The organism is Pseudomonas sp. W5-01, from assembly GCF_046540435.1.
GTDB classification, from domain to species: Bacteria; Pseudomonadota; Gammaproteobacteria; order Pseudomonadales; family Pseudomonadaceae; genus Aquipseudomonas; species Aquipseudomonas graminis_B.
On record NZ_JAXCIP010000001.1, the window covers coordinates 214,973 to 240,150 of the forward strand.

Consider the following 25,178-nt stretch of genomic DNA (forward strand, 5'->3'; position numbering starts at 1 on the left):
GGCGGGTTTTGTCATTTAATCTCCCTCCATCCTTATCAGCAGGAGTTCGCTATGAGCAATGTGACCGTGCAGTCCATCGTGTATGAGATCGATGGCGTGAGCTACGAGAGTCGTCTGGCCTTCGCCGAAGGCGGTCAGGCCTTACCGGGTCTGGTGATGGCGCCTAACTGGATGGGTGTCAGCACAGATGCCGAGCAGATTGCCAAAGACGTGGCGGCGAAGGGCTATGTAGTGTTGCTGGCGGACCTGTATGGCCAGCAGGTGCGCCCGTCCAATGGCGATGAAGCGGCGGCTGCCATGATGCCGTTGAAAAATGATCGCGTGCTGTTGAACACGCGCATGAAGGCTGCACTGGATCAACTGACCACACAGACCATCGCCACCGTCGACACGTCCCGGCTGGCGGCGTTTGGCTTCTGCTTCGGCGGTTGCTGCGCGCTGGAACTGGCGCGCACCGGTGCACCGTTGAAGGCAGCGGTGTCCTTCCATGGCACCCTCGACACCCCGAACCCGGCTGACGCCAACAACATCAAGGGCAAGGTGCTGGTGATGCACGGCGCGTCCGACCCTCTGGTGCCGAAGGAGCAACTGCCGGCGTTTGAAGCTGAAATGAACGCTGCCAATGTCGACTGGCAACTGCTGAGCTACGGCGGCGCGTTCCATTCCTTCACCGACCCGCACGCCAACAACCCGGGCGTGCAGATGTACAACCCGACCGTTTCGAAGCGTGCGTTTACCTCGATGCACAACCTTCTGGATGAAGTGTTCGCCGGCTAATGTGATTGTTTAGCTGTTGTGAGAGTGCCCCTCCGGTCACTCCCACAGAGTCCGGGCAGGCCGCGGCCAATCAGCGCTTCGGCCTGCTGCCCACCGGCAATTCAATCCGCTCTACTTCCCCCGGCACGGTCGGCCAGTCCCCGGCCGCCCATTTCGCCGTGGCCTGTTCAATCAGTGCCGGATCGCTGGCGACGAAATTCCAGTTCATCCTTCTCGGCCCATCCAGGGGAGCACCGCCAATCAGTACCGCGTGGCATTCGCTTTCCGCACACAGCGTCGGCTCGCTCCCTGCATCCAGCACCACCAGGCTGCGCGGCTGCACCGGCTCGGCGTCCAGCAGCAGCTCACCTTCGATCACGTACAGGGCGCGCTCCTCGTGCTCGGCCGGGATTCGCAGCGTTGTCGCGGTCTGCAGGTTCAGTTCGGCGTAAAGGGTGGGCGACAGCACCGGCACAGGCGACTTCAGGCAAAAGCCTTCGCCAGCAATCAGGCGGATACGAATGCCCATGCCGTCGCTGACCGGCAATGTGTGGGCGGGGTGATGGCTGTAATGTCCGGCCCCTTGCTCATGGGACTTGGGCGACGCCAGCCAGACTTGCAGGCCATGCAGTCGCGAGCCGCTGGCGTGCAGCGCTTCGGGCGTGCGCTCGATGTGGGCGATGGCGCTGCCGGCGGTCATCCAGCTGACCTCGCCGGGTCTGACGTGCTGATTACTGCCGAGGCTGTCCTTGTGTCGGATCTCGCCTTCGAACAAGTAGGTCAGTGTCGAGAGGCCGATGTGCGGGTGCTGACGGATGTCCATGCCGGTGCCGGGGGCGTAGGTGGTCTCCAGCATGTGATCGAAAAAAACGAAAGGCCCCACGCTCCGGCATCGCGCAGCGGGGAGGGGACGCAGGATCGGTTGGCCTTCTACGTCTTCAGCGCGGGGAATGATGGTCAGCATGATGGCGTTCTCTCTTTCGGTTCGGTTGTAGGACCGGCTTCAGCCGGGAAGGGGCCGGTCTGGGCACTGGCAATCCTGCGGAGTGACGCCCGATGTGTTCCCGGCCAAAGCCGGTCCTGCGAAATCAGGTCCGAGCCAATGCATTTCAACCTGCCAGAAAAAAGGCGCCCCGAGGGGCGCCTTTTGTCTGCAACTGACTGGATTACTTGCCAGTCCAGCGCTTCATTACCAGGGTGGCGTTGGTGCCGCCGAAGCCGAAGCTGTTGCTCATCACCAGATTCAGCTCGGTGTTTTCGCGGGTCTTGGTCAGGATCGGCATGTCGGCAACGGCTGGGTCCAGCTCGTCGATGTTGGCCGAACCGGCCATGAAGTTGCCTTCCATCATCAGCATGCAATAGATCGCTTCGTGAACGCCGGCCGCGCCCAGGGAGTGACCCGACAGGCTCTTGGTGGAGCTGATCGCCGGTGCCTTGTCGCCGAACACTTCACGCACGCCTTCCATTTCCTTGACGTCGCCGACCGGAGTGGAAGTGCCGTGGGTGTTCAGGTAGTCGATGGTGCCATCAACCGTGGACAGCGCCTGCTGCATGCAGCGGATGGCGCCTTCGCCGCTCGGAGCGACCATGTCGTAACCGTCGGACGTGGCGCCGTAGCCAACCAGCTCCGCGTAGATCTTCGCGCCACGGGCGAGAGCGTGTTCCAGCTCCTCGACCACGACCATGCCGCCGCCGCCGGCGATGACGAAACCGTCACGGTCAGCATCGTAGGCACGGGAAGCCTGTTCCGGGGTGTCGTTGCGTTTGCTGGACAGCGCGCCCATGGCGTCGAACAGGAACGACTGGCTCCAGTGCTCCTCTTCGCCACCGCCGGCAAACACGATGTCCTGCTTGCCCATCTGAATCTGTTCCATGGCGGTGCCAATGCAGTGAGCACTGGTGGCGCAGGCAGACGCGATGGAGTAGTTCAGGCCCTTGATCTTGAATGGCGTCGCCAGACACGCCGATACCGTGCTGCTCATGGTGCGGGTCACGCGGTAGGGGCCGACTCGCTTGACGCCTTTCTCGCGCAGGATATCCAGCGCTTCCATCTGGTTCAGCGTCGATGCGCCGCCCGAGCCGGCAATCAGACCGGTGCGCGGGTTGGACACCTGCTCTTCGGTCAGGCCGGAGTCGGTGACAGCGTCTTTCATCGCCAGGTAGGCATAGGCAGCGGCGTGGCCCACAAAGCGGAAGATCTTGCGATCGATCAGCTCTTCAAGGTTGAGGTCGATGGAGCCCGACACCTGGCTGCGCAGACCCATTTCGGCGTATTCCGGATTGAAACGGATGCCAGGGCGAGTTGCACGCAGGTTGGCGGAGACGGTGTCTTTGTCATTGCCCAAGCAGGAAACAATGCCCAGACCAGTGATAACGACGCGGCGCATGCGAATACCCTTAGAAATTTTCAGTGGAAGTGAAGACGCCGACACGCAGGCCTTCAGCGGTATAGATTTCACGGCCGTCCACGCTGACCGAACCGTCGGCGATCGCCAGGTTCAGCTTGCCTTTGAGGACGCGCTTGATGTGAATGTTGTAGGTGACCTTCTTGGCGGTCGGCAGAACCTGGCCGAAGAATTTCACTTCGCCCGAGCCCAGTGCGCGGCCGCGGCCCGGCAGGCCTTGCCAGCCCAGGAAGAAGCCGACCAGTTGCCACATGGCATCGAGGCCCAGGCAACCTGGCATCACCGGGTCACCTTCGAAGTGACAGGCGAAGAACCACAGGTCCGGGGTGATATCGAGTTCGGCGACCAATTCACCTTTGCCGAACTTGCCGCCTTCTTCACTGATGTGGGTGATGCGATCAACCATCAGCATGTTGGGGGCGGGCAATTGCGCGTTACCTGGGCCGAACAGCTCGCCGCGACTGCAGCGCAGCAGGTCTTCCCGGGTAAAGGCGTTTTGTTTGGTCATGCGAGCTCCTCGATAATCCTGTGCGGCAGGGTGTGGCGTTACGTACCCAATCTGGCCAGCGGGTCATCCCTCTGCTGGCAGCCTACTCATAGACTATTGCGTTGTAGTGAAAGTCACAGCACGGGTGAAATGAATGTACACCTGTGCACTGAAATTTTTGGTCCGCGCGTTGGCGTGGGTCGAATCGGCACACAAGACTGCCGCAATTTATCATTTACCGCCAGTCGCAGGTGGCTTAATGGTCAGCCAACGCTGCAAAACCTGCTGTAAATCAGTACGTTTGAACGGCTTGGCCAGGTAATCGTTCATTCCGGCTTGCAGACAAATTTCCCGGTCGCCGTGCTGAGCGTTGGCGGTCAGGGCAATGATGGGCAGCGTCGTCAGCCCCGGCAGCAGTCGGATTCGGCGCGTCGCCTCGTAGCCATCCATGACCGGCAGCCGGCAATCCATCAGGATCAGCGCGAAGCGCTCCCGACTGGCCATGTTCACCGCTTCAAGGCCATCCGCCGCCACGCTCACCTGCAAACCCAGGCTGCGCAGCATTGCCTCGACCACCGTGCGGTTCACCGGGTTGTCCTCGACCAGCAACACGCAGGCATCGCGGCTCTGGGGCAATTCAGCCACGGCGCCTGATGCGGGTTCGATCACCGGCTGTTGAACCCGCTGCAGCGGGATTTGCAGCTGGAACACCGAGCCCAGTCCCTCGCTGCTCTGCGCCTGCAGCGACCCGCCCATGCGTTCGGCCAGATTGCGCGCAATGGGCAGGCCCAGGCCGGTGCCCCCATAGCGTCGGGAGATGGAGTTGTCCGCTTGCTGAAACGCGTCGAACATCGATTCCAGCAGGTCGGGAGAAATCCCGATGCCGCTGTCGCGTACCGCGCAGGTAAACCGAACGTGGTGGGGGTCGGCAAGGGTGAAGCCCGCCTCGACGCGCACGCTGCCACATTCGGTGAATTTCAGCGCATTGCCGATCAGGTTGACCAGGATCTGCCGGATGCGCGTAGGGTCGCCGGTCACCTGCAACGCCTCCATCGAAGGCGGTAACTCCAGTTCCAGTGCCAGACCGCGCTGCTGCGCGTTGTGGGCAAACGCCTGAACCGAGGTGCTGATCAGGTCGGCGAGGTTGAATGGAATGCTTTCCAACTCCAGCGCATCGCGTTCGAAGCGGGAGAAATCCAGAATGTCGTTGATAACGCGCAGCAGGTGTTCGGTGGATTCCATGGCCAGCGCGGCGTATTCGGCCTGCTCGTCGGTCATCTTCGTGGTTTCCATCAACTGAAGCATACCCAGCACCCCATTCATGGGCGTGCGCAGCTCGTGGCTCATCATGGCCAGGAATTCGGACTTGGCATTATTGGCGCGTTCGGCTTCTTCGCGGGTGCGGATGAGCTCGTCCATCGCTTGCCTCTGCTCGCGGCTGGCCTTCTCCAGGCCCAAAGCCAGATTGTTGATGTGCCGCGCCAGATCGCCCAGCTCGGCATCATCTGCAACGGGCAGCGGCGCCGAGTAATCGCCACGCTGGATGGCCTTCACCGCCGCGCTCATGGCGCTGATCGGCTGGGACAGGCTCAGCGACAGACGTCTGGCCAGCATGTAAGTAAACAGAAGGGCGAACATCGCCAGCACACCCGCTTTCAGCAATATCTCCTGCTCGCGCTGATTGAACGCGTCACTGGACATGCCCACCAGCACCCGTCCCAGATAGCCTTCGACCGGCACGCTGATGGCGTTATCGGAAACGGCCTTATTGGCATCCTCGATCGGCTGTGCAGATCGGGCTGGCTGCAGGCGGATGGGCGCCTGGAACACTTCCATCTGCCGCGAATGCCCCTGTTCCTCGGCGGGTTCGACATGAACGAGTACCTTTCCGGCACTGTCGCGCACTTCGAGAAAACGCACGTGGGGCGTGTTCATCGTGGCGTTCATGAGGTTTTCCAGCACCGCGTTATTGCCGACGATGACGCCGTACTCCGAGGCGGGGGCCAGCTGGTTGGCGATGAGTTGCCCGGTGTGATTGAGCTCCTGTCGCAGGTCCTGAATCCGCACCACGGTGAAGAAGCTGATCAGCAACAAGGTCAGCAATAACGCCGGGCCCAGGCTGAGGATCTGCGTCCGGGTGCTGATGTTCCAGCCGCGTTGAGCCGTCACGAGGGGGTTCCGGCGGTCTGCGCCCGGAGGGTTTGCCGATGTTCAGGCATGGCGAAGCCTGACGGGGGTCGGGCGGTGGACGCTTGGTGTCATGTGACGGATCTCTTCGGGAGCACCCTGACGATAGCTCATCGGCGCCATTGAGGAATTTTCATCTCAGGGACGCATCTTAACCGAGCTGTGGGCAATTTCCTCGGCAAGAGTGGGGGATGGCCTGTAAGTTCGTGGGGTCACCTTTTGCCGCTGGCCGCGAGCCTGGGGCTCCGTATAATGCCTGCATCGCCAGATGTGATGGCCCTGAATGGATTGTTTTATGACCCAGCAGCAACCAATAGCGGTCCTTGGCGGCGGCAGCTTCGGGACCGCAGTGGCCAATCTGTTGGCCGGCAACGGTCATCGGGTGACGCAGTGGATGCGCGATCCGGAGCAGGCCGAGGCGATTCGCGTCAATCGCGAGAACCCGCGCTACCTCAAGGGCATCAAGGTGCTCGAAGGCGTTGAGCCGGTCACTGACCTGCACGCCACGTTGCAAGACAGTCAACTGGTTTTCGTCGCGTTGCCGTCCAGTGCCCTGCGTGGCGTACTGACCCCGCACGTCGACCTGCTCGCGGGGAAAATGCTGGTCAGCCTGACCAAGGGCATCGAGGCCGACACCTTCAAGCTCATGAGCGAGATCCTTGAGGACATCGCGCCCGCTGCGCGAATCGGCGTGTTGTCCGGCCCCAACCTGGCCCGCGAAATCGCCGAGCACGCCCTGACCGCCACGGTGGTCGCCAGCGAAGATGAGGACCTCTGTCAGCAGGTTCAGGCTGCGCTGCACGGCCGCACGTTCCGCGTGTACGCCAGCGCCGACCGTTTTGGCGTGGAGCTGGGCGGCGCGCTCAAAAACGTCTACGCCATCATCGCCGGTATGGCGGTGGCGCTGAACATGGGCGAGAACACCAAAAGCATGCTGATCACTCGCGCGCTGGCGGAAATGACCCGTTTTGCGGTCAGTCAGGGCGCCAATCCCATGACTTTCCTGGGCCTGGCCGGGGTCGGCGATCTGATCGTCACCTGCTCCTCGCCGAAGAGCCGCAATTACCAGGTCGGTTTTGCCCTGGGGCAGGGCCTGAGCCTCGACGAAGCGGTTACCCGGCTGGGTGAAGTCGCCGAGGGCGTCAACACGCTCAAGGTGCTGAAGACCAAAGCGCAGGAGTTGCAGGTGTACATGCCGCTGGTGGCCGGGCTGCACGCCATTCTGTTCGAGGGCCGCACGCTGGAGCAGGTCATCGAGCTGCTGATGCGCGCCGAGCCCAAGACCGACGTCGATTTCATTTCAACCAGTGGTTTCAACTGATCCCCACACGGAGAAGCTCTTGAACGAATCAAAACTCAAGCAACACGAATCGATCCTGCTGCGCATCCTGTGGATGGTGCTGTTTGTGCTGGTCTGGCAGGTGGCGGAAGTGGTGCTGGCGGTGGCTGTCCTGGTGCAGCTGGTTTACCGGCTGTTCAACGGCGCGCCGAGCCTCAGCGTGATGTCATTTGGCGACAGTCTGAGCCAGTACCTGGCGCAGATAGGCCGCTTCGGCACCTTCCACACCGATCAGAAGCCGTGGCCGTTCGCCGATTGGCCAACGCCGCGTGCGCCTGAAGGCGAGGCGCCACACGTTGCCACTGTCAAGCCGCAACCGGCGCCTTCTGCTCCGCAACCCGCTGCAGCCACGCCGCCTCCGGCACCCGTGACGCCGCAGCCGGTTCCTGCTGCGACGCCACCGGTTTCCGACACGCCGCAACCTGGCTCCGAAACCCTGCCAGTGGTTCCCGACACCTCGCCCGCGGCTGCCGATACATCGCCATCCGCACCGGTTACGCCGCCGTCCACGCCGGGCGAAGGGCCAAAACTGTGAAGGTCTGGATTCTGCGCCACGGCGAGGCGAAACCTCAGGCCCGTACGGACGCCGAGCGGGAGCTGACCGCCAATGGTCGCGAAGAGGTTTTGCGCAGTGCCGCTCACCTGATGGGGCAGCCCGTGCAGCGGATGATCGCGAGCCCGTATGTGCGTGCCCAACAGACCGCCGAGCTGGTCCGTCAAGCGCTTGGGTTCACGGAGGCCATCGTGACCGTGCCGTGGCTGACGCCCGACTGCAATCCGCACAAGGTGCTGGAGCAACTGGATGCGTACAGTGCGGAGAATGTCTTGCTGGTCAGTCATCAACCGTTGGTGGGCACGTTGATCGGGCTGGCGGTACATGGCTCGTTGCAGCAGGCGCAACCGATGCACACTGCCAGTCTTGCTCAGCTTGAGGCGGATTTGCCGCTTGCTGGCGCGATGGAACTGGTGGATGTTCGGCACGCTGAATGATGGCAGCGGTGAGCGGTTGTCAGCGCTCCCGGTGTTGAATGAGAGAAGTGGTGCAAACCCTCCAATAACAAGGAAGAACCATGAGTGTATGGCGTAGCCCTCCGGACCTTGACGCGCTTAATGCGAAGCAGAAGAACACCATCGGTGAGGTGCTGGATATTCGGTTTGAGGCGGTCGACGATCTGTCTCTGACGGCGAGCATGGCGGTGGATGAGCGCACTCATCAGCCTTACGGTTTGTTGCACGGCGGCGCGTCGGTGGTGCTGGCGGAGACGGTGGGTTCTACGGCCAGTTATCTGGTGATTGATACGGATCGTTTTTTTTGTGTGGGGATTGAGGTCAACGCGAACCACTTGCGCGGGGTGCGCAGTGGGCGGGTGACGGCGGTGGCGCACCCGGTGCATATCGGGCGCACGACCCATGTCTGGGATATTCGTCTGACGACGGAGGATGGCAAGGCCTGTTGCATTTCCCGGTTGACGGTGGCGGTAGTGCCCCATGGGGAGCAGCCTCCGGCTCGCTGATGGTTGAGGCGCTTGACGCCAAGATCAGGAGCGTCGGCCTAACGGCCTCGGGTTTCGCCTCCGGCGAGTTACTTGATAAAGCCCCAAGTAACCAAGGGCTTGTGCTCCTGGTTTGGCCCTTACTTCGTCAGGGTTCCTTCACTCCGGCCTCGCTCCGTGGGCCCCCGCCGAACGGACATCCATGTCCGCAACGGCGCTCACGCCGCATCCATGCGGCTCGGCCCACTGCGCGAGACCTGCGTTCAGCCTGCACCCAAGTCGCGTTTCGTGGTGTCCGGACTTTTTGCGTATGAAGATCAAAAGCAGATCAAGGGCTTCCCGGCTGAAGCCGGTCCTACGGTCTAGTAGCGTCGCTACCCCCACTGACTGCACGCGCTGCTTTTCGTGGGACCGGCTTTAGCCGGGAAGAGGCCAGTCCAGGCGCCGGTATTTCCTGAGCTCTAACATCTGATCGTTCCAAGCTTCAAGGGGACTGATTTATTTACAGCGCTTCACCGTAAATCAATCTGTCCCCGGTGTACCGAGATTGCAAAACTCGCCGCCGAACTCTCGACGCCCGAGAAGACCAAGGCGAGAGCGGGCGAAACTGCACTGAGCCGATGGCTGGCGCGTATCTACGACGACCAGTCGCTCAACAGTGTCGAGTTTCAGCAATTGCGTGACGAGGCTGATCGCAGGCTGGACGCGTTGAAGGAGCTGTATCCGGAAAGTGATGGTCTGGGCACTTTTCAGAAAGCCGCAGATGACGCCGTGCAGCAGATGCAGGTGGGGATTTTGAGTTTTAAAAAGAGGCACTTGCCCGAGGAGGCAAAGGCAAACATTCAGGAGGCGTACGCCTTCCAGGTCGCCTATATTCAGGCGTGTCTGGACCGTTTCACAAAGATGCTCTGAGCCGGTTGGACCTGCGGCTCGATCCATTGCGCGAGACCTTCGTTCAGCCGGCACCCAAGTCGCGATTGGCGGTGTCTGAGCGTTTTGCGTAGGAAGATCAAAAGCAGATCAAGGGCTTCCCGGCTGAAGCCGGTCCTACGGTCGGGATGAGTGCTACTCCGGCGTGATGCACGCTCTGCTTTTCGTGGGACCGGCTTTAGCCGGGAAGAAGCCAGTCCAGACGCCGGTATTCCTGAGCTCTGACACCTGATCGTTCCCACGCTCCGCGTGGGAATGCCACGCCTTACGCCTTCCCGGCTAAAGCCGGTCCCACTTTATCGTTCAAACGCACCCTATAAACACGCCCATGACCGGAGTGGCCTCATCGATGGCAGTTCCGGTCATTGCCGCCCCTGTCGGGCGGTGCGCACAATCGCGGCTTGTTCTGGTTGCTCTGGGTGCGTCGGCATGGCTCAACTTCTGTTTTTCGCTCACGCCAATGGCTTCCCGTCGGGCACGTACGGCAAGTTGTTCGCGGCGCTCGGGCCTGAGTTCGAGATTCGGCATCTGGAGCAGCATGCCCACAACCCGCAATTTCCGGTGACGGACAACTGGCCGGAGCTGGTGGATGAGTTGATTCACCATGTGCGCGAGCAGGCTCAACCGGTGTGGGGCGTCGGGCATTCTCTGGGCGGTGTGCTGCATTACCACGCGGCGTTGCGTCAGCCCGAGCTGTACCGGGGTGTGGTGATGCTTGATTCGCCGGTGCTGACGCGGTTCGATCAGTGGATGATTCGTGCGGCCAAGCGCTTTGGCTTCATTGATCGCATCACGCCCGCAGGCCGGACCTTGGGGCGCCGGGAGGTGTTCAGCAGCGTCGAGGCGGCCCGGGAATACTTTGCCGGCAAGTCGCTGTTCCGGCGTTTCGATCCCGAGTGCTTCGAGGCGTACCTGCGTCATGGGCTGCAAGCCGATGGCGACGGGTTGCGCCTGCGTTTCGACCCTGCGACCGAAATCAGCATCTACCGCAGCGTGCCCCACACCAGTCCCGGCCTGGCCCGTCAGTTGCGGGTGCCGTTGGCGATGGTGCGGGGCGAAAGCAGTGACGTGGTGCGGCGCCACCATGCGCTGTCAGTCAAAAGCATGCGCGAGGGCGTGTATCTTTCTGTCCCCGGCGGGCATATGTTCCCGCTCGAACATCCCGAGGACACCGCCCACATGCTCAGAACGCTGTTTTCCCGCTGGACGGCCGGCGCTGACGGCGCAACTGCAATGCCAGACGCCGACGCCGCGCTTGAACGAGCACGCGCATGACCTGCTCGGTAGAAGAAATCCGTCTGAGCCTGCCCCATATTGAACTGGCGGCTCATCTGTTTGGTCCCCAGGACGGCATTCCGGTAATTGCATTGCATGGCTGGCTGGACAACGCCAACAGCTTCGCGCGCCTGGCGCCCAGGCTTGAAGGGCTGCGGATTCTGGCGCTGGACATGGCCGGGCATGGTCACTCCGACCACCGTCCGCCAGGTTCGGCCTATGGTTTGCCGGACTATGCCCACGATGTGTTGCAGGTGGCGGGGCAGATGGGCTGGGAGCGGTTTTCCCTGCTGGGTCATTCGTTGGGGGCGATCATTTCGGTGATCGTCGCGGCGGCTGTCCCCGAGCGGGTGAGTCGTCTGGGTTTGATCGACGGCCTGGTGCCTCCAGTGGGCGAGCCGGAGTCTGTCGTCGAACGAATGGGTGCGGCGCTGAAGGCGCAATTGACCCAGCAGAGCAAGCGCAAGCCGGTCTATTCGGACATGGACCGGGCAGTAGAGGCGCGGATGAAAGGCATGGTCGCGGTCAGTCGCGAGGCCGCCGAGCTGTTGGCCCAGCGTGGCTTGAAGCCGGTGCCAGGTGGTTACACCTGGCGCAGCGACAGCCGGCTGACATTGCCCTCGGCGATTCGTCTCACGCGAGCGCAGGCGCTGTCTTTCGTCGCGGCGGTGCGCTGCCCGGCGCAGTTGATCGTTGCCGAGGAGGGCATGCTGGCGCAGAACCGGGAGCTGCTGGCCAGCGTTCCTTTTACGGTGACGTCCTTACCGGGCGGGCACCATCTGCACCTCAACGATGAGGCGGGTGCGCGCTCTGTTGCAGACTGTTTCAATCGCTTCTTCGCCGTTCCTTGACTTGCGACCTGCAACTGCCGAGGCTGGGGCAGTTGAAACAGGAGACTGCACGATGGACCACTGCCCACGCCTCACCGTTTTATTTTCATGCTCGCCGCGCGTTGTCGCGGCTTTGTTTTGCCTGCCGATTGCCCTGTCATGAGCACATCCGTGACGTTCACCCATGCGCTGGCCCTGACGTTGCTGCTCACCGGGCTCAGCGCCGTTACCCAGGCGGCTGACGTTCCCGGCAGTCAGGATTTGCCCAATCTGCCGCGACTGGAAGACGCGGAAATCGTCGATTATCGGCCTGCCGTTGAGCTGGAACGCATCTACCCGCTGGGCTCGATCCGCAAGATCAGCGGCCAGCTGCGCTTCGACGGGCAGGTGGCCGGGCGCGGCAACGTTACCGCCATCACCTACCAATTACCGGTCGAGCACAGCGCCGACGAAGCATTCACCGCCGCCCGTGAAGCGCTACAGCAGCAGGGCGCGCAGTTGCTGTTCTGGTGCCAGGCGCGGGATTGCGGTGAAAGCAGCCTGTGGGCCAACGAGGTGTTCGGCAACGCCAAGCTGTATGGCGCCGACAACGGTCAGTCCTATTTGCTGTTGCGCCTGGCCGCCCCGGCGGATAACACCCTCGTGGCGTTGTACGGCATCACCCGTGGCAACCGCCGGGCGTTCCTGCACGTCGAGCAATTTCAATCGGGCACGCCGCTGGGGGAGTTGCTGCCGACGTCCGCGACCCTGTTGCGCGAGCTGAAAAGCACCGGCGAGCTGGAGCTGCCGATGCTGACCGCAGAGCCGCAGGAGCCCTGGATCACCTTGCTGTCACGGGGTTTGAATCTGGACAGTACCTTGCGCGTGACGCTGTCCGGTGAGCAGCGCGAGGCATGGCGCCAGGCGCTGGTGGGCAAAGGCGTGCGGGCTGCACGGCTGGAAGCGGGCGATCGGAAAGAACCCGGCCTGACCCTCGAACTCATCCGCTGAGGCGGGCTCTATTCCTGTCTTGAAAAACTGACCTGGCTGTCGGGATGGGGCGGGCTGCGTGCCAGGCCACCCTGTTCGCCGGTATGCTCAGCGGATTCGACCCCTCTTTTGCGGAATGACCGATGTTTAATAACGATCGCCTGTTGGTGCAGATCCTCCTGCTCGCGCTGCTGGGCGCCTGCCTGTGGGTAATGGCGCCGTTCTGGTCGGCGCTGTTCTGGGGCGCGGTGCTGGCGTTCGCCAGTTGGCCGCTGATGCGTCTGCTGACCCGTGCGCTCAAGGGGCGGGAATCCCTCGCGGCGGCGATTCTGACCCTGGGCTGGATGGTACTGGTGCTCGCGCCGCTGGTCTGGCTGGGCTTCAATCTGGCGGATCACGTGCGCGATGCAACGGCGTTCGTCAAGGACGTGCAAGTGGACGGGCTGCCCGATCCACCCACCTGGCTGGCGGGCGTTCCCCTGGTGGGCGAGCGGCTGGTGGGTTACTGGAACACCATCGACCAACAGGGCGCGGCGTTGCTGGTCAGCGTCCGGCCTTATCTGGGTCAGGTCGGCAACTGGCTGCTGGCGCGCAGTGCGCAGATCGGCGGCGGGATTCTCGAGCTGGCCCTGAGCATCATCTTCGTGTTCTTTTTCTACCGTGACGGGCCGCGGGTGGCGGCGTTCGTGCTCAGTCTGCTGGAGCGGCTGATCGGCGATCGCGCGCAGTATTACCTCGATCTGGTGGCTGGCACGGTGCAACGGGTGGTCAACGGTGTGATCGGCACGGCAGCGGCCCAGGCCGTGCTGGCCTTGATCGGCTTCCTGATTGCCGGCGTGCCGGGCGCGTTGGTGCTGGGGATCGGGACCTTCCTGCTGAGCCTTGTGCCCATGGGCCCACCGTTGATCTGGATACCGGCCACGGCGTGGCTGGCCTGGAGAGGCGATTACGGCATGGCAATCTTTCTCGGCCTGTGGGGCACGTTCATCGTCAGTGGCGTCGATAACGTGCTCAAGCCGTATCTGATCAGCCGCGGCGGGAATTTGCCGTTGGTGATTGTCTTGCTGGGGGTGTTTGGCGGGCTGCTGGCATTCGGCTTCATCGGTCTGTTCATCGGCCCGACGCTGCTGGCGGTGGCCTACAGCTTGCTGCTGGACTGGGTCGCAGACAATCGCGCGCGGCAGCCGGTCAAGTAGCTCACACCCTTAAAAAACACGCGCACAAAAAAACCGCCGCCGGGCTGAGCTCGGCGGCGGTTTTTTTTCGTCAGGCCGAGGTGCTGACGTATTTGCCGGACGTGGCGCTGCCATTGAGGTTGTAGCGGTCACTGAGGGCCGCAATCATGCGGTTCAGTGCCTCAGTGGGCTGGGTGGTGGTGTGCGAAGTGGATGTTTGCGTCGAGGCGGTCTGGCTGCTGGAGGACGAGGCGCTGGCGGAATTCGTCGTGCCCTGCAAGGCGCTGGTCAGTTCGGCGGCAGTGATGCTGCCGTCACTGTCGCTGTCCAGGCTGCTGAACAGGTCGCTGGTGTCTTGCGCAGGCTGCGGAGGTGGCGGTTGTTGGGTCTGCAGGCTGGCGGTCAGTTCGTCGAGGCTGACGGTGCCGTCCTTGTTGGTGTCCAGGGCATCGAACACTTTATTGCTGTCGGCGCTGCTGTCTGAACTGCTCAACGCCGTGGTCAGTTCAGCGCTGCTCACCGTCCCGTCGCCGTCGCTGTCCAGCGCACTCAGCAGGTTCTGCGCGTCGTCCTCCGCAGAGCTGGCGTCCATTTGCATCGGCGGAGGCGGCGGTGGCGTCAGTGCGGCCAGTTCGTCGGCGTCGAGGCTGTCGTCGTCATTGCTGTCGAGATCGCCGAACGCCTTGCTCAGGCTGACGGTGATGCCGTCATTGGAATCCGACGAAAGCGCCGAGCTCAGCTCGTCCTTGTCGACGCTGCCGTCACCGTTGGCGTCGAGTTTCTTCAGTAAATCGTCGGCAAACTTGTTGCTGTTGGCGGTGCTGGCGGTGTTGGTGGTGCTGTTCGTGCTGGCACTGGTGTAACTGGAATAACGGCTGCTGCCGCTGACGCCTGTGATCATCGGACTGACTCCCCATCAGATGGATAATGCCGGGGCGGTGCTCCGGCTTATGCAGCGTCCGGGCAAGGCGTGTCGTGGGTGTGTTGGGTTTGTACCGGCGAGCGTACGTCAGCGGTTGCGCCAGGCTTCGCTCAGTGGGACCTGCTTCAGTCGGGAAGAGGCCAGTCCGAACACCGTCATATTTGCGGTGTGACGCCTGACGAATTCCCGGCTAAAGCCGGTCCTACACTAAGTTCGATCGCCAGCACCACCGAACGCACCCTGTCCCATCGCTTATGACGAGGTCGAGTCAGGTTCGCGGCAGATCCAGCACGGCGGTCAAACCGCCGCCGGGTGTTTGTTCGAGGCGCAGGTCGCCGCCCATTCGGCGTGCGGCTTCCCGGGCGATGGTCATGCCGATGCCGACACCACCCGAGTTGCGATTGCGCGAACTCTCGACGCGATAAAAGGGTTCGAACACCACTTCACGCAGGTCTTCGGGAATACCGGGGCCGTGATCGATGACGCTGACCCGCAGGCGATCGCTGGCGTCTTCGATCTCCACCCGCGCATGCCCGGCGTAACGCAGGGCGTTGTCGATGAGGTTGTTCAGGCACGAACGCAGGGCCATGGGCTGGGATCTCAGCGGCCGGCAGGTGCCGCTCGCCTGGATGTCGTCGCCGTTGTCCTGGGCGTTTTCCGCCAGGGATTCGATCAGCGCCTGCACGTCGAAATACTGCAGCGCTTCGCTGGTGCGCTGTTCGTTGAGGTAGGTCAGGGTCGCGTCGAGCATGCCGATCATGTCGTTGAGGTCCTGGCTCATCTGCCCGTGCAGCCGCGGTTCGTCGATCTGCTCGACCCGCAGTTTCAGGCGCGCGAGGGGCGTGCGCAGGTCATGGGAGACGGCGGCGAGCATGCGCCCGCGCTGTCGCACCTGTTCGCGAATGCGCTCCTGCATCAGATTGAACGCCTGCGCCGCCTGACGTGCCTCGCGCGGGCCATTGGCGGCCAGCGGCGGGCTGTCGAGGTTTTCGCTGAGGCGCTCGGCGGCTTCGCTCAATCGGCGGATCGGCCGGCTCAAAGCCTTGGCGCCGAACCAGGCGGCGAGCACCAGGCTGATCAGCTGGAACAATAAGGGCACCAGCGGAATGCCCAGTAGTGGCGGGCGACAACGCGGTGGGTAAGGGCGCCGGTCGTCCTCGTCGGTTGCAGCGTTGCGTTCAGGTGGCGGCTGCATCTGGCTGGCCATGGGCCGGTCGCAGTTGGGCGGAGGCGGCATGCGCGGCCCGTAGTAGTGAAACCAGACGAACGCCAGCAGGTGGGCGAGGACGATCGCCAGCAGCGCCCCGCCAAACAGCCGGGCAAACAGGGTGTCGGCCGAGCGGATCAACCAATCTCCCGGGCGTCGAACATGTAGCCTTCGCCGCGCACGGTTTTGATCAGTTGCGGCGATTTCGGGTCATCGCCGAGCTTCTGGCGCAGGCGCGAGACGAGCAGGTCGATGCTGCGATCAAACGCTTCGATGGAGCGGCCGCGGGCTGCATCGAGCAGTTGTTCGCGGTTGAGCACGCGGCGCGGCCGTTCGAGGAAGACTCTCAGCAGGCGGAATTCGGCGTTGGACAAGGGCACGACGAGGCCGTCCGGCGCGGTCAGTTGGCGCAGGACGCTGTTCAGGCGCCAGTTGTCGAAGCGCAGGGTGGTGCGTTCTTCGGTGCGGTCGTCGCGCACGCGGCGCAGGATGGTCTGGATGCGGGCGACGAGTTCGCGTGGCTCGAAGGGTTTGGCCATGTAGTCGTCAGCGCCCAGTTCCAGGCCGATGATGCGGTCGGTGGGTTCGCAGCGGGCGGTGAGCATGAGGATGGGGATGTCGGAGGTGCTGCGCAGCCAGCGGCAGAGGGAGAGGCCGTCTTCGCCGGGGAGCATGAGGTCGAGGACGACGACGTCGTAGGTGTCTTCGGTGAGGGCCAGGCGCATGGCGTTGCCGTCGGTGACGCCGGTGCTGTGGATGTTGAAGCGGGCGAGGTAGTCGCAGAGCAGTTCGCGGATGGGGATGTCGTCGTCGACGATGAGGGCGCGGGTGTTCCAGCGGCGCTCTTCGCTTGGCGCGGTGGCGGTGGGGCTGTCGGGTGTTGTCTGCATGGTGCTGCCGCCGTGTGGTGCCGCCGATTGGGCCGCGGGTAGGAGTCGACGCTGCCATGCTACTTCGCTGGCGAGCGGGGCGGAAGGGTGAGGGGGGCAGGTGTCGGTGGATTGTCTTGAATGTATCAAGACCGGTACATCGGCGGTGTGGCTCAGAACGATCAGAAGCGTCGGCCTAACGGCCTCGGGTTTCGCCTTCGGCGAGTTACTTGGAAAAGCACCCCAAGTAACCAAGGGTGCTTGCTCCTGGTTGGGCCCCTCGTTCCTCGGGGTTCCTTCACTCCGGTCTTGCTCCGTGGGCCCGCGCCGAACGGGCATCCATGCCCTGACGGCGCTCTCGCGGCATCCATGCCGCTCGGCCCACTCCGCAAAACCTGCGTTCAGCCTGCACCCAAGTCGCGATGGGTGTCGTCTGGACGTCTTGCGTATGAAGATCAAGATCAAGATCAAGATCAAGATCTAAAGCGAATCAACAGCTTCCCGGCTGAAGCCGGTCCTACAGTCGAGGTCACCGCCAATCCCACTGTACGCATGCGATGCCTTTGTAGGACTGGCTTTAGCCGGGAAGCTTTTGATCTGCTTTCGCTTTTGGCTTTTGGCTTTTGATCTCCATACACAGAAGGTTCAAACACCGCCAAACGCGACTTGGGTGCAGGCCGAACGTAGACGACGCGCAGTGGGTCGAGCCGCATGGATGCGGCGAGAGCGCCGTCAGGACATGGATGTCCGTTCGGCGCGGGCCCACGGAGCGTCGTCGGAGTGAGGGAACCCGACGAAGTCGGGCCAAACCAGGAGCAAAGCGTTTTTGGTTACTTTTGGGGCGCTTTTGCCAAAAGTGACCCGCCGTAAGGGCGGAACCCTAATAACTGCACACACAGATAATGGATATAAACGCCTTGTAAAGCCTCCAGAGCCACGAAAACAAACACTCTTTACGCTTTCTTTATGCCCCCCACCCCCCGTCGCTCTCGTTCCTTTACACCCCCACTGAACACAATTGCCCCACACGGCAGTCGCCGTATGACGGAGAGTTTTTCATGAGCGTTCTGGATGGGGTGTCACTGCTGCTCGCAGCAGGGTTATTCGTTTACTTGCTGGTCGCGCTCCTGCGCGCCGGCCGGGTCGAGGAGTAACGGCCATGCACGGTTACGACTACCTGCTGATACTGGCGTTTTTCGCCTTGGTGCTACTGCCCGCGCCGCTGCTGGGACGGTTCTACTACAACGTCATGGAAGGCCAACGCACCTTCCTGACCCCGGTCATGGGCCCGGTCGAGCGCATCTGCTATCGCCTGTCCGGCGTCGACCCCACCGTCGAACACAACTGGAAAACCTACACAATCGCCCTGCTGGCCTTCAACCTGGCCGGGTTCGTCGTCCTGTTCGCCATCCTGCTCCTGCAAGGCTCGCTGCCCCTCAACCCACAGGGCCTGCCAGGCATGGAGTGGTCGCTGGCGTTCAACACCACCATGAGCTTCGTCACCAACACCAACTGGCAGAGCTACAGCGGCGAAGCGTCCCTCAGCTACCTGAGCCAGATGGCCGGCCTGACCGTGCAAAACTTCGTCAGCGCCGCCACCGGCATCGCCGTGCTGGTCGCGTTTTGCCGCGGCATCAGCCGTCGTTCGACGCAGCACCTGGGCAACTTCTGGGCAGACATGACCCGCGCCACCCTCTACGGCCTGCTGCCGCTGTGCCTGGTACTGGCGCTGCTGCTGGTGTGGCAAGGCGTGCCGCAAACGTTCGCCCATTACGTGGACGCCGTGACCCTGCAAGGCACCGACCAGACCATTCCCCTGGGCCCGGCCGCCAGCCAGATTGCGATCAAGCAACTGGGCACCAACGGCGGTGGCTTCTTCGGCGTCAACTCGGCGCATCCGTTCGAGAACCCGACCATCTGGAGCAACCTGTTCGAGCTGGTGTCGATCATCCTGATTCCGGTGGCGCTGGTGTTCACCTTCGGCCATTACGTCAAGGACATGCGCCAGAGCCGCGCGATCATCGCCTGCATGCTGGCGCTGTTCCTGATCGGCGGCGCGACGGCAATGTGGTCCGAATACCAGCCCAACCCTGCGCTGAACATTGCGTCGGTCGAGCAGGCCGCGCCCATGGAAGGTAAGGAAACCCGCTTTGGCACCACGGCCACCGTGCTCTGGGCGGCGACCACCACGGCGGCGTCCAACGGTTCGGTCAACGGCATGCATGACAGCCTCAACCCGCTCACCGGGATGATCGCTCTGGCCAACATGATGGTCGGCGAAGTGATCTTCGGCGGCGTCGGCGCAGGCCTCTACGGCATGTTGCTGAACGTGCTGATCGCGGTGTTCCTCGCCGGCCTGATGATCGGCCGCACCCCGGAATACCTCGGCAAGAAGCTGCAGGCCCGTGAGGTCAAGTTGCTGGTGGCGACATTGATCGTGATGCCGGTCGGCGTGCTGGTGTTCGGCGCGCTGGCGGCGACCTTGCCCGGCCCGGCAGGGGCGGTGAGCAATCCCGGCGCCCACGGTTTCAGTCAGTTGCTCTACGCCTACACCTCGGCGACCGCCAACAACGGTTCGGCCTTCGGCGGCTTCAGCGCCAACACCACCTTCCATAACCTGATGTTGGGCCTGTCGATGTTCATTGGCCGCTTCGGCTACATCCTGCCGGTGCTGGCGCTGGCCGGCAGTCTGGCGGCGAAGAAGAGCTCGCCGCTGGGCCAGAACAGCTTCCCGACCCACGGCCCGCTGTTCGTCACCCTGCTGACCGTGACCATCTTGCTCGTGGGTGGCCTGACGTTCCTGCCGACGCTGGCACTGGGACCGATTGCCGAACACTTGAGCCTGGGCTTCTGAGGACCACACCATGAACATGCAAGCCCCCGTAACAAAGAGCCCGGACAGTAAAATTCCGGCCAGCAAGGCCACAAACCACGACGCGCAGCCCGTCGCGGCCAAGACCGGTCTTGCCGCCCTGTGGCGCCCGGCGCTGGTGCAGGCGTTCGTCAAGCTCGACCCGCGCCAGTTGCACCGTGCGCCGGTGATGCTGGTGGTCGAACTGACCGCGGTTTTGACCACCGTGCTGTGCCTGATCCCTGACCCGGCAGTGCCAACGTCCGTCGCCGTGCAGATCGCGATCTGGCTGTGGTTCACCGTGTTGTTCGCCAACTTCGCCGAAGCCTTGGCCGAAGGTCGCGGCAAGGCCCGCGCCGACAGCCTGAAAGCCGGCAGCGAAGGCCTGAAGGCGCGGATCCAGGGCGCAAACGGCAGTTACGAGATGGTCAACGCTGCCACCCTGCGCAAGGGCGATGTGGTCCGCGTTGAAGCCGGGGAGCTGATCCCGGGCGACGGCGAGGTCATCGAAGGCATCGCGGCGGTCAACGAAGCGGCGATCACCGGTGAGTCTGCGCCGGTGATTCGCGAGTCCGGCGGCGACCGTTCGGCCGTCACCGGCAACACCCGTCTGGTGTCCGACTGGCTGCTGGTGCGGATCAGCGCCAACCCCGGCGAGTCGACCCTGGACCGCATGATCGCGCTGGTCGAAGGTGCCAAACGGCAGAAGACCCCCAACGAAGTGGCCCTCGACATTCTGTTGATCGGCCTGACCCTGATCTTCCTACTGGTGGTCGTCACCCTGCAGCCGTTCGCGCATTTTGCCGGCGGTAACCTGCCGCTGGTGTTCCTCGTGGCGCTGCTGGTGACCCTGATTCCGACCACCATCGGCGGCCTGCTCTCGGCCATCGGCATTGCCGGCATGGACCGCCTGGTGCGCCTTAACGTGATCGCAAAATCCGGCCGCGCGGTGGAAGCGGCGGGTGACGTGCACGTGCTGCTGCTGGACAAGACCGGCACCATCACGTTCGGCAACCGTCGTTGCGCGGCGGTGTATGCCGCGCCGGGCGTGACGCCGAAAGAGCTGAGCGAAGGCACACTGCTGGCCTCGCTGGCCGATGACACGGCTGAAGGCAAGTCCATCGTCGAATACCTGCGCGGGCAGCACCCGATGACCGAGCCTGCGCCGCGCCAGTTGACGGCGGTGCCGTTCACGGCGGAAACCCGTCTGTCTGGCGTCGATTTCGAGGGCCGTGTGTACCGCAAGGGCGCCGTGGACTCGCTGCTGAAATTCCTCGGCCGTGACCGCAGCGACCTGCCGCCGGTGCTGGCGCGGGAAATCGACAAGATCGCCAAGACCGGCGGCACGCCGTTGCTGGTCTGCGGCGACGGCAAACTGCTCGGCGCGATTCACCTCAAGGACGTGGTCAAGCCGGGCATTCGCGAGCGTTTTGAGGAGCTGCGCAAACTGGGCATTCGCACGGTCATGGTCACCGGCGACAACCCGCTGACGGCGGCAGCGATCGCGGCAGAAGCGGGCGTCGATGACGTGCTGGCCGAAGCCACTCCCGAGAAGAAACTGGAGCGCATCCGTCAGGAACAGAACGACGGGCGTCTGGTGGCGATGTGCGGCGACGGCGCCAACGACGCGCCGGCGCTGGCCCAGGCCGACGTCGGTATGGCCATGAACGACGGCACCCAGGCAGCGCGTGAAGCGGCCAACATGGTCGATCTCGACAGCGACCCGACCAAGCTGCTGGACGTGGTGCAGATCGGCAAGGAATTGCTGGTGACCCGCGGTGCCCTGACGACCTTTTCCATCGCCAACGACGTGGCCAAGTACTTCGCCATCCTGCCGGCGCTGTTCGCGGCCATTTACCCGCAACTGGGCGTGCTCAACATCATGCACCTGGCCAGCCCGCAGAGCGCGATTCTGTCGGCCATCGTCTTCAACGCGCTGATCATTGTCGTGCTGATCCCGCTGGCGCTGCGCGGTGTCCGGGTGCAGGCCGCCAGCGCGGCGCATCTGCTGCGCCGCAACCTGTTGGTCTATGGCCTCGGCGGGTTGGTCGTGCCGTTCGTGGGCATCAAGGTGATCGACCTGCTGCTGACCGCTCTGCACCTGGTTTAACCCGTTGATCGCGCCGCGTGGTGATGATCCCGCGCGGCGCTCACTTCGAAATGAGGATTGAATGATGTCCAGCGTATTGCGTCCGGCCGTGAGCCTGATCGTTCTGATGACCCTGATCACCGGCGTGGCTTACCCGTTGGTGGTGACCGGTGTCGCCCAGGTGGCGTTTCCGGATCAGGCCAATGGCAGCCTGATCTACGACGACCATGAAAAGGTGCGCGGCTCCGAGTTGATCGCACAGAATTTCACCGGCGAAGAATGGTTTCATCCGCGTCCGTCTGCCGGCGCCTATGCCACCGTCGCCAGCGGCGCGAGCAATCTGGCGCCGAGCAACCCGGCGCTGGCGACGCGAGTGACCGAGGACGCCGCCAAGGAAAAAGTCGACAGCCAGGGCCCGGTGCCGCTGAACCTGCTGACCACCTCCGGCAGCGGCCTCGATCCGCATCTGTCGCCGGCCGCGGCGCAATACCAGGTGGCCCGCATCGCCGCGGCGCGTAACCTGTCGCGCGAGTCGGTGCAGAAGCTGGTGGCGGACAGCACCCAGACTTCGCTGATCGGCCCGCCGGTGGTGAACGTGCTGGACTTGAATCTGAGTCTGAATCGGTTACCGTCTGGCAAAGCCGTGAACTGACCCCAACGGTCGACGCCACACGAGCACACATCACCCTGCACCAGGACAACTTTTCGTGAATTCAACCACCCGCGCCGACGCTTTGCTGGTCAATCTTCCTCGGGACGATCGCGGGCGGCTGAAGGTGTTTCTTGGCGCGGCGCCTGGCGTGGGCAAGACCTACGCCATGCTCCAGGCCGCGCACACGCAGATGCGTCAGGGCGTTTCGCTGCTGGCCGGGGTCGTCGAGACCCACGGCCGTGCCGAGACCGAAGCGCTGCTGGGCGGTTTGCCGCAGCAACCCATGCTGCGTTCCGAATACCGCGGCGTCATGCTCGAAGAGATGGACCTGGACGGTCTGCTCGCGGCGAAACCCAAGCTGGTGCTGGTCGACGAACTTGCTCACAGCAACGCGCCGGGCAGTCGCCACGCCAAGCGCTGGCAGGACATTCAGGAACTGCTCTCGGCGGGGATCGACGTCTACACCACGGTCAACGTTCAGCACCTGGAAAGCCTCAATGATCAGGTGCGCGGCATCACCGGCGTGCAAGTGCGCGAAACGCTGCCGGACTGGGTGTTGCAGGAAGCGTACGAATTGGTGCTGATCGACCTGCCGCCCCGGGAGCTGCTGGAGCGGCTGCGCGACGGCAAGGTCTACGTGCCCGAGCAGGCCCGCGCCGCCATCGATGCCTTTTTCACCCAGACCAACCTCACCGCGCTGCGGGAAATGGCCATGCAAACCGCCGCCGCCCAGGTCGACAACGACCTGGCGCTGGGCTACCGGCAGCTGGGTCAGGCGGCGCCAGCGGTGCGCGGTCGTCTGCTGGTGGGGATCGACGGCGACGCCCAGGCCGAACGGCTGGTGCGCCATGCCAGTCGTGTCGCGCAACGTCGGCATCTGCCGTGGAGTCTGGTGCACGTCGACAACGGGCGCTTTTTCGACGAACTGGCCCGCGGCCGTTTGCAGAACGCCCAGCAGCTCGCCGAACGCCTCGGCGGGGAAGTGGTGGTGCTGCGCGCGCCGGAAGTGGCGAAGACGCTGATTCAGCACGCCACCGAACGCCGCGCCAGTCTGGTGCTGGTGGGCCAGTCGCGGCCTTCGCTGCGCCGTCGGGTGTTGGGCGGCGGGTTGGCGTCGCGTCTGCTGCGCAATGCCCACGGCCTGGAAATCAACGTGCTCGACAGCGAATCGCGTCCCGATCAGGCGCTGTCCACCTCGCCGCGCAATCTGGTCTGGTTCGATTACGCCCTGGCGCTGTTCGCCACGGTCGGCGCCAGCGCCCTGGCCTGGGCGGTGTCCAGTTGGCTGGCGCTGCCAAACATCTCTCTGGTGTTTCTCGCCGCCGTGCTGCTGGTGGCCGTGCGCAGCAGCGTCGGCCCGGCGATGGTCTGTTCGGTGCTGTCGTTTCTGGCGTATGACTTTCTGTTCATTCCGCCGAATTTTTCCCTGAGCATCCAGCGCGAAGAAGACGTGCTGACGCTGCTGTTCTTCCTGTTGATGGCCGCGCTGACCGGCAATCTCGCCGCTCGTCAGCGTCGCCAGTTGCAAGCGCTGCGCGACACCCAGGAGGAAACCAGCGAACTGCTCGACCTGTCACGCCGCCTGACCGCCGCCACCGATCGCCAGGCGGTGCTCAGTGCGGCCGATCATCATCTGGCCGGCTGGAGCGAGTTGCAGCGGTGCGTCCTGGACAACGACCGCGAGCAGGGCTGGCAGGTGGAAGTCGGCGGGCCCCTGGAGTTTTCCGAGTTCGAGCGCGCGGCGGCGGACTGGGCCTGGCAGCACGGGCAACCGGCGGGCAAGGGCACCGGCACGCTGCCGTCGGGGAGTTGGTGGTGGCTGCCGTTGTGGGTGGACGATGCGCCGCTGGCCTTGCTGGGGATTCGTGCGAAACAGGGCCAGACTTTTACACCTCAGCGTCGACGGTTGCTCACGGCGCTGAGTCAGCCACTGGGTCAGGCCCTGGCCCGGGCGCGTCTGGCCGAAGACCTGGAAGCCGCGCGTTTGCATGGCGAGACCGAACAACTGCGCAGCGCCTTGCTGGCCTCGGTGTCCCACGACCTGCGCACGCCGCTGACCGCCATGCGCGGCAGCATCGACAGCCTGCTGGCGCTGGGCGAGGCGATTCCGCTGGAAGACCGCCGCGAGTTGCTCGAAGGCACCCGCGACGAGGCCGAGCGCCTGGACCGTTACATTCAGAACCTGCTGGACATGACGCGCCTCGGCCACGGCGCGCTGAAGCTGGCGCGGGACTGGGTCTCACCGGGTGACATCGTCGGCAGCGCACTCAATCGCCTTCGCGCCGTCCTCGCGCCGCTGCAGGTCATGACCCAATTGCCGGCAGAGCTGCCGCTGCTGTATGTCCACGCCGCGCTGATCGAGCAGGCGTTGATCAACGTAATCGAAAACGCCGCGCGCTTTTCGCCGGTCAATGGCCGTCTGCAGATGGCGGTCAGTGCGCAGAACGAAGAGATCGTCTTTGCCGTCAGCGATGAGGGGCCGGGAATCCCGGAGAGCGAACGGGCGAAGATTTTCGACATGTTCTACACCGCCGCGCGGGGTGACCGAGGCGGGCAGGGCACGGGGCTGGGGCTGGCGATCTGTCAGGGCATGGTCGGCGCCCATGGCGGACGGATCAGCGTGGGCGATGGCATCGACGGTCGCGGCACCTGCATCAGTCTGCATTTGCCGCTGCAGGCGCAGCCTGAAGCGGAAATGGACCAGGCGGTCTGAAACCGTTTTGCGCTACGCTGACAGACGTT

The 25,178-nt window shown here is 63.5% G+C and carries 20 protein-coding genes and 3 pseudogenes; 15 read left to right on the forward strand and 8 right to left on the reverse strand.

Annotated elements, in window-relative coordinates; translation table 11 throughout:
• The first annotated feature begins 51 nt into the window (after positions 1–51).
• Positions 52–777: a dienelactone hydrolase family protein gene (locus SLW75_RS00830; RefSeq protein ID WP_410933253.1), complete on the forward strand. Its 726-nt coding sequence runs from the start codon at positions 52–54 to the stop codon at positions 775–777.
• 70 nt (positions 778–847) lie between these two features.
• Here the strand turns inward: SLW75_RS00830 and SLW75_RS00835 are convergent, their stop codons facing one another.
• The 5 genes and pseudogenes from SLW75_RS00835 to SLW75_RS00855 all read right to left on the reverse strand — a co-directional run.
• Positions 848–1,720 carry a pirin family protein gene (locus SLW75_RS00835; RefSeq protein WP_410933254.1) on the reverse strand — a complete coding sequence of 291 codons (873 nt, stop codon included), beginning with the start codon at positions 1,718–1,720 and terminating at the stop codon, positions 848–850.
• A gap of 202 nt (positions 1,721–1,922) precedes the next feature.
• Complete coding sequence (gene fabB / locus SLW75_RS00840; protein ID WP_065986302.1) at positions 1,923–3,143, reverse strand: beta-ketoacyl-ACP synthase I; 1,221 nt, start codon at positions 3,141–3,143, stop codon at positions 1,923–1,925.
• Positions 3,144–3,153: 10 nt separating this feature from the next.
• Positions 3,154–3,669: a 3-hydroxyacyl-[acyl-carrier-protein] dehydratase FabA gene (fabA, locus tag SLW75_RS00845; protein ID WP_065986303.1), complete on the reverse strand. Its 516-nt coding sequence runs from the start codon at positions 3,667–3,669 to the stop codon at positions 3,154–3,156.
• Between the two features lie 210 nt (positions 3,670–3,879).
• Positions 3,880–4,260 (reverse strand): annotated as a pseudogene (locus SLW75_RS00850) (response regulator); the annotation flags it as partial.
• A 68-nt stretch (positions 4,261–4,328) separates the two neighbouring features.
• A pseudogene (locus SLW75_RS00855) lies at positions 4,329–5,817 on the reverse strand (ATP-binding protein); the annotation flags it as partial.
• A 313-nt stretch (positions 5,818–6,130) separates the two neighbouring features.
• Between SLW75_RS00855 and SLW75_RS00860 the strand changes: the two are divergent.
• The 9 genes and pseudogenes from SLW75_RS00860 to SLW75_RS00900 all read left to right on the forward strand — a co-directional run bounded on the left by SLW75_RS00860 (position 6,131) and on the right by SLW75_RS00900 (position 13,867).
• A complete protein-coding gene (locus SLW75_RS00860; protein ID WP_192136107.1) occupies positions 6,131–7,156 on the forward strand; it encodes an NAD(P)H-dependent glycerol-3-phosphate dehydrogenase in 1,026 nt (341 codons plus the stop codon).
• Between the two features lie 19 nt (positions 7,157–7,175).
• Positions 7,176–7,496, forward strand: a pseudogene (locus SLW75_RS00865) (DUF4389 domain-containing protein); the annotation flags it as partial.
• Between the two features lie 209 nt (positions 7,497–7,705).
• Entirely contained in the window at positions 7,706–8,164 is a 459-nt protein-coding gene (gene sixA / locus SLW75_RS00870; RefSeq protein WP_410933255.1) for a phosphohistidine phosphatase SixA, read from the forward strand.
• An 80-nt stretch (positions 8,165–8,244) separates the two neighbouring features.
• The gene (locus SLW75_RS00875; protein WP_410933256.1) at positions 8,245–8,688 is read left to right on the forward strand and encodes a hotdog fold thioesterase; all 444 of its coding nucleotides are present in this window, start codon (positions 8,245–8,247) and stop codon (positions 8,686–8,688) included.
• A 654-nt stretch (positions 8,689–9,342) separates the two neighbouring features.
• Positions 9,343–9,579, forward strand: a complete 237-nt coding sequence (locus tag SLW75_RS00880; RefSeq protein WP_208600726.1) for a hypothetical protein — start codon at positions 9,343–9,345, stop codon at positions 9,577–9,579.
• Between the two features lie 447 nt (positions 9,580–10,026).
• Entirely contained in the window at positions 10,027–10,872 is an 846-nt protein-coding gene (locus SLW75_RS00885; RefSeq protein ID WP_410933257.1) for an alpha/beta fold hydrolase, read from the forward strand.
• Positions 10,869–11,723 carry an alpha/beta fold hydrolase gene (locus SLW75_RS00890; RefSeq protein ID WP_410933258.1) on the forward strand — a complete coding sequence of 285 codons (855 nt, stop codon included), beginning with the start codon at positions 10,869–10,871 and terminating at the stop codon, positions 11,721–11,723. Before SLW75_RS00885 ends, SLW75_RS00890 begins: the two co-directional genes overlap by 4 nt.
• Before the next feature lie 138 nt (positions 11,724–11,861).
• Positions 11,862–12,692, forward strand: a complete 831-nt coding sequence (locus SLW75_RS00895; RefSeq protein ID WP_065986336.1) for a DUF4892 domain-containing protein — start codon at positions 11,862–11,864, stop codon at positions 12,690–12,692.
• Between the two features lie 122 nt (positions 12,693–12,814).
• On the forward strand, positions 12,815–13,867 hold the full coding sequence (locus tag SLW75_RS00900) for an AI-2E family transporter (protein WP_410933259.1): 1,053 nt from the start codon (positions 12,815–12,817) through the stop codon (positions 13,865–13,867).
• Between the two features lie 70 nt (positions 13,868–13,937).
• Here the strand turns inward: SLW75_RS00900 and xopAW are convergent, their stop codons facing one another.
• From xopAW to SLW75_RS00915, 3 genes are all read right to left on the reverse strand, one after another.
• Positions 13,938–14,747, reverse strand: coding sequence for a XopAW family type III secretion system calcium-binding effector (xopAW, locus tag SLW75_RS00905; protein ID WP_410933260.1), 810 nt, complete (start codon positions 14,745–14,747; stop codon positions 13,938–13,940).
• A gap of 289 nt (positions 14,748–15,036) precedes the next feature.
• Positions 15,037–16,116, reverse strand: coding sequence for a sensor histidine kinase (locus tag SLW75_RS00910; protein ID WP_192136171.1), 1,080 nt, complete (start codon positions 16,114–16,116; stop codon positions 15,037–15,039).
• On the reverse strand, positions 16,113–16,865 hold the full coding sequence (locus SLW75_RS00915; RefSeq protein WP_192136169.1) for a response regulator: 753 nt from the start codon (positions 16,863–16,865) through the stop codon (positions 16,113–16,115). The genes SLW75_RS00910 and SLW75_RS00915 overlap by 4 nt, the downstream gene beginning before the upstream one ends.
• A gap of 1,037 nt (positions 16,866–17,902) precedes the next feature.
• Here SLW75_RS00915 and kdpF point away from each other — a divergent pair.
• The 5 genes from kdpF (at position 17,903) to SLW75_RS00940 (ending at position 25,149) form a co-directional block, all read left to right on the forward strand.
• Positions 17,903–17,998 (forward strand): K(+)-transporting ATPase subunit F, encoded by a 96-nt coding sequence (kdpF, locus tag SLW75_RS00920; RefSeq protein WP_037009437.1) that lies wholly within the window; start codon positions 17,903–17,905, stop codon positions 17,996–17,998.
• A gap of 5 nt (positions 17,999–18,003) precedes the next feature.
• Positions 18,004–19,698: a potassium-transporting ATPase subunit KdpA gene (gene kdpA, locus SLW75_RS00925; RefSeq protein WP_192136013.1), complete on the forward strand. Its 1,695-nt coding sequence runs from the start codon at positions 18,004–18,006 to the stop codon at positions 19,696–19,698.
• A 10-nt stretch (positions 19,699–19,708) separates the two neighbouring features.
• The gene (gene kdpB / locus SLW75_RS00930; protein WP_410933261.1) at positions 19,709–21,805 is read left to right on the forward strand and encodes a potassium-transporting ATPase subunit KdpB; all 2,097 of its coding nucleotides are present in this window, start codon (positions 19,709–19,711) and stop codon (positions 21,803–21,805) included.
• A 64-nt stretch (positions 21,806–21,869) separates the two neighbouring features.
• A complete protein-coding gene (gene kdpC, locus SLW75_RS00935) occupies positions 21,870–22,436 on the forward strand; it encodes a potassium-transporting ATPase subunit KdpC (protein ID WP_410933262.1) in 567 nt (188 codons plus the stop codon).
• A 55-nt stretch (positions 22,437–22,491) separates the two neighbouring features.
• Positions 22,492–25,149 carry a DUF4118 domain-containing protein gene (locus SLW75_RS00940; RefSeq protein ID WP_410933263.1) on the forward strand — a complete coding sequence of 886 codons (2,658 nt, stop codon included), beginning with the start codon at positions 22,492–22,494 and terminating at the stop codon, positions 25,147–25,149.
• Positions 25,150–25,178: the final 29 nt, after the last annotated feature.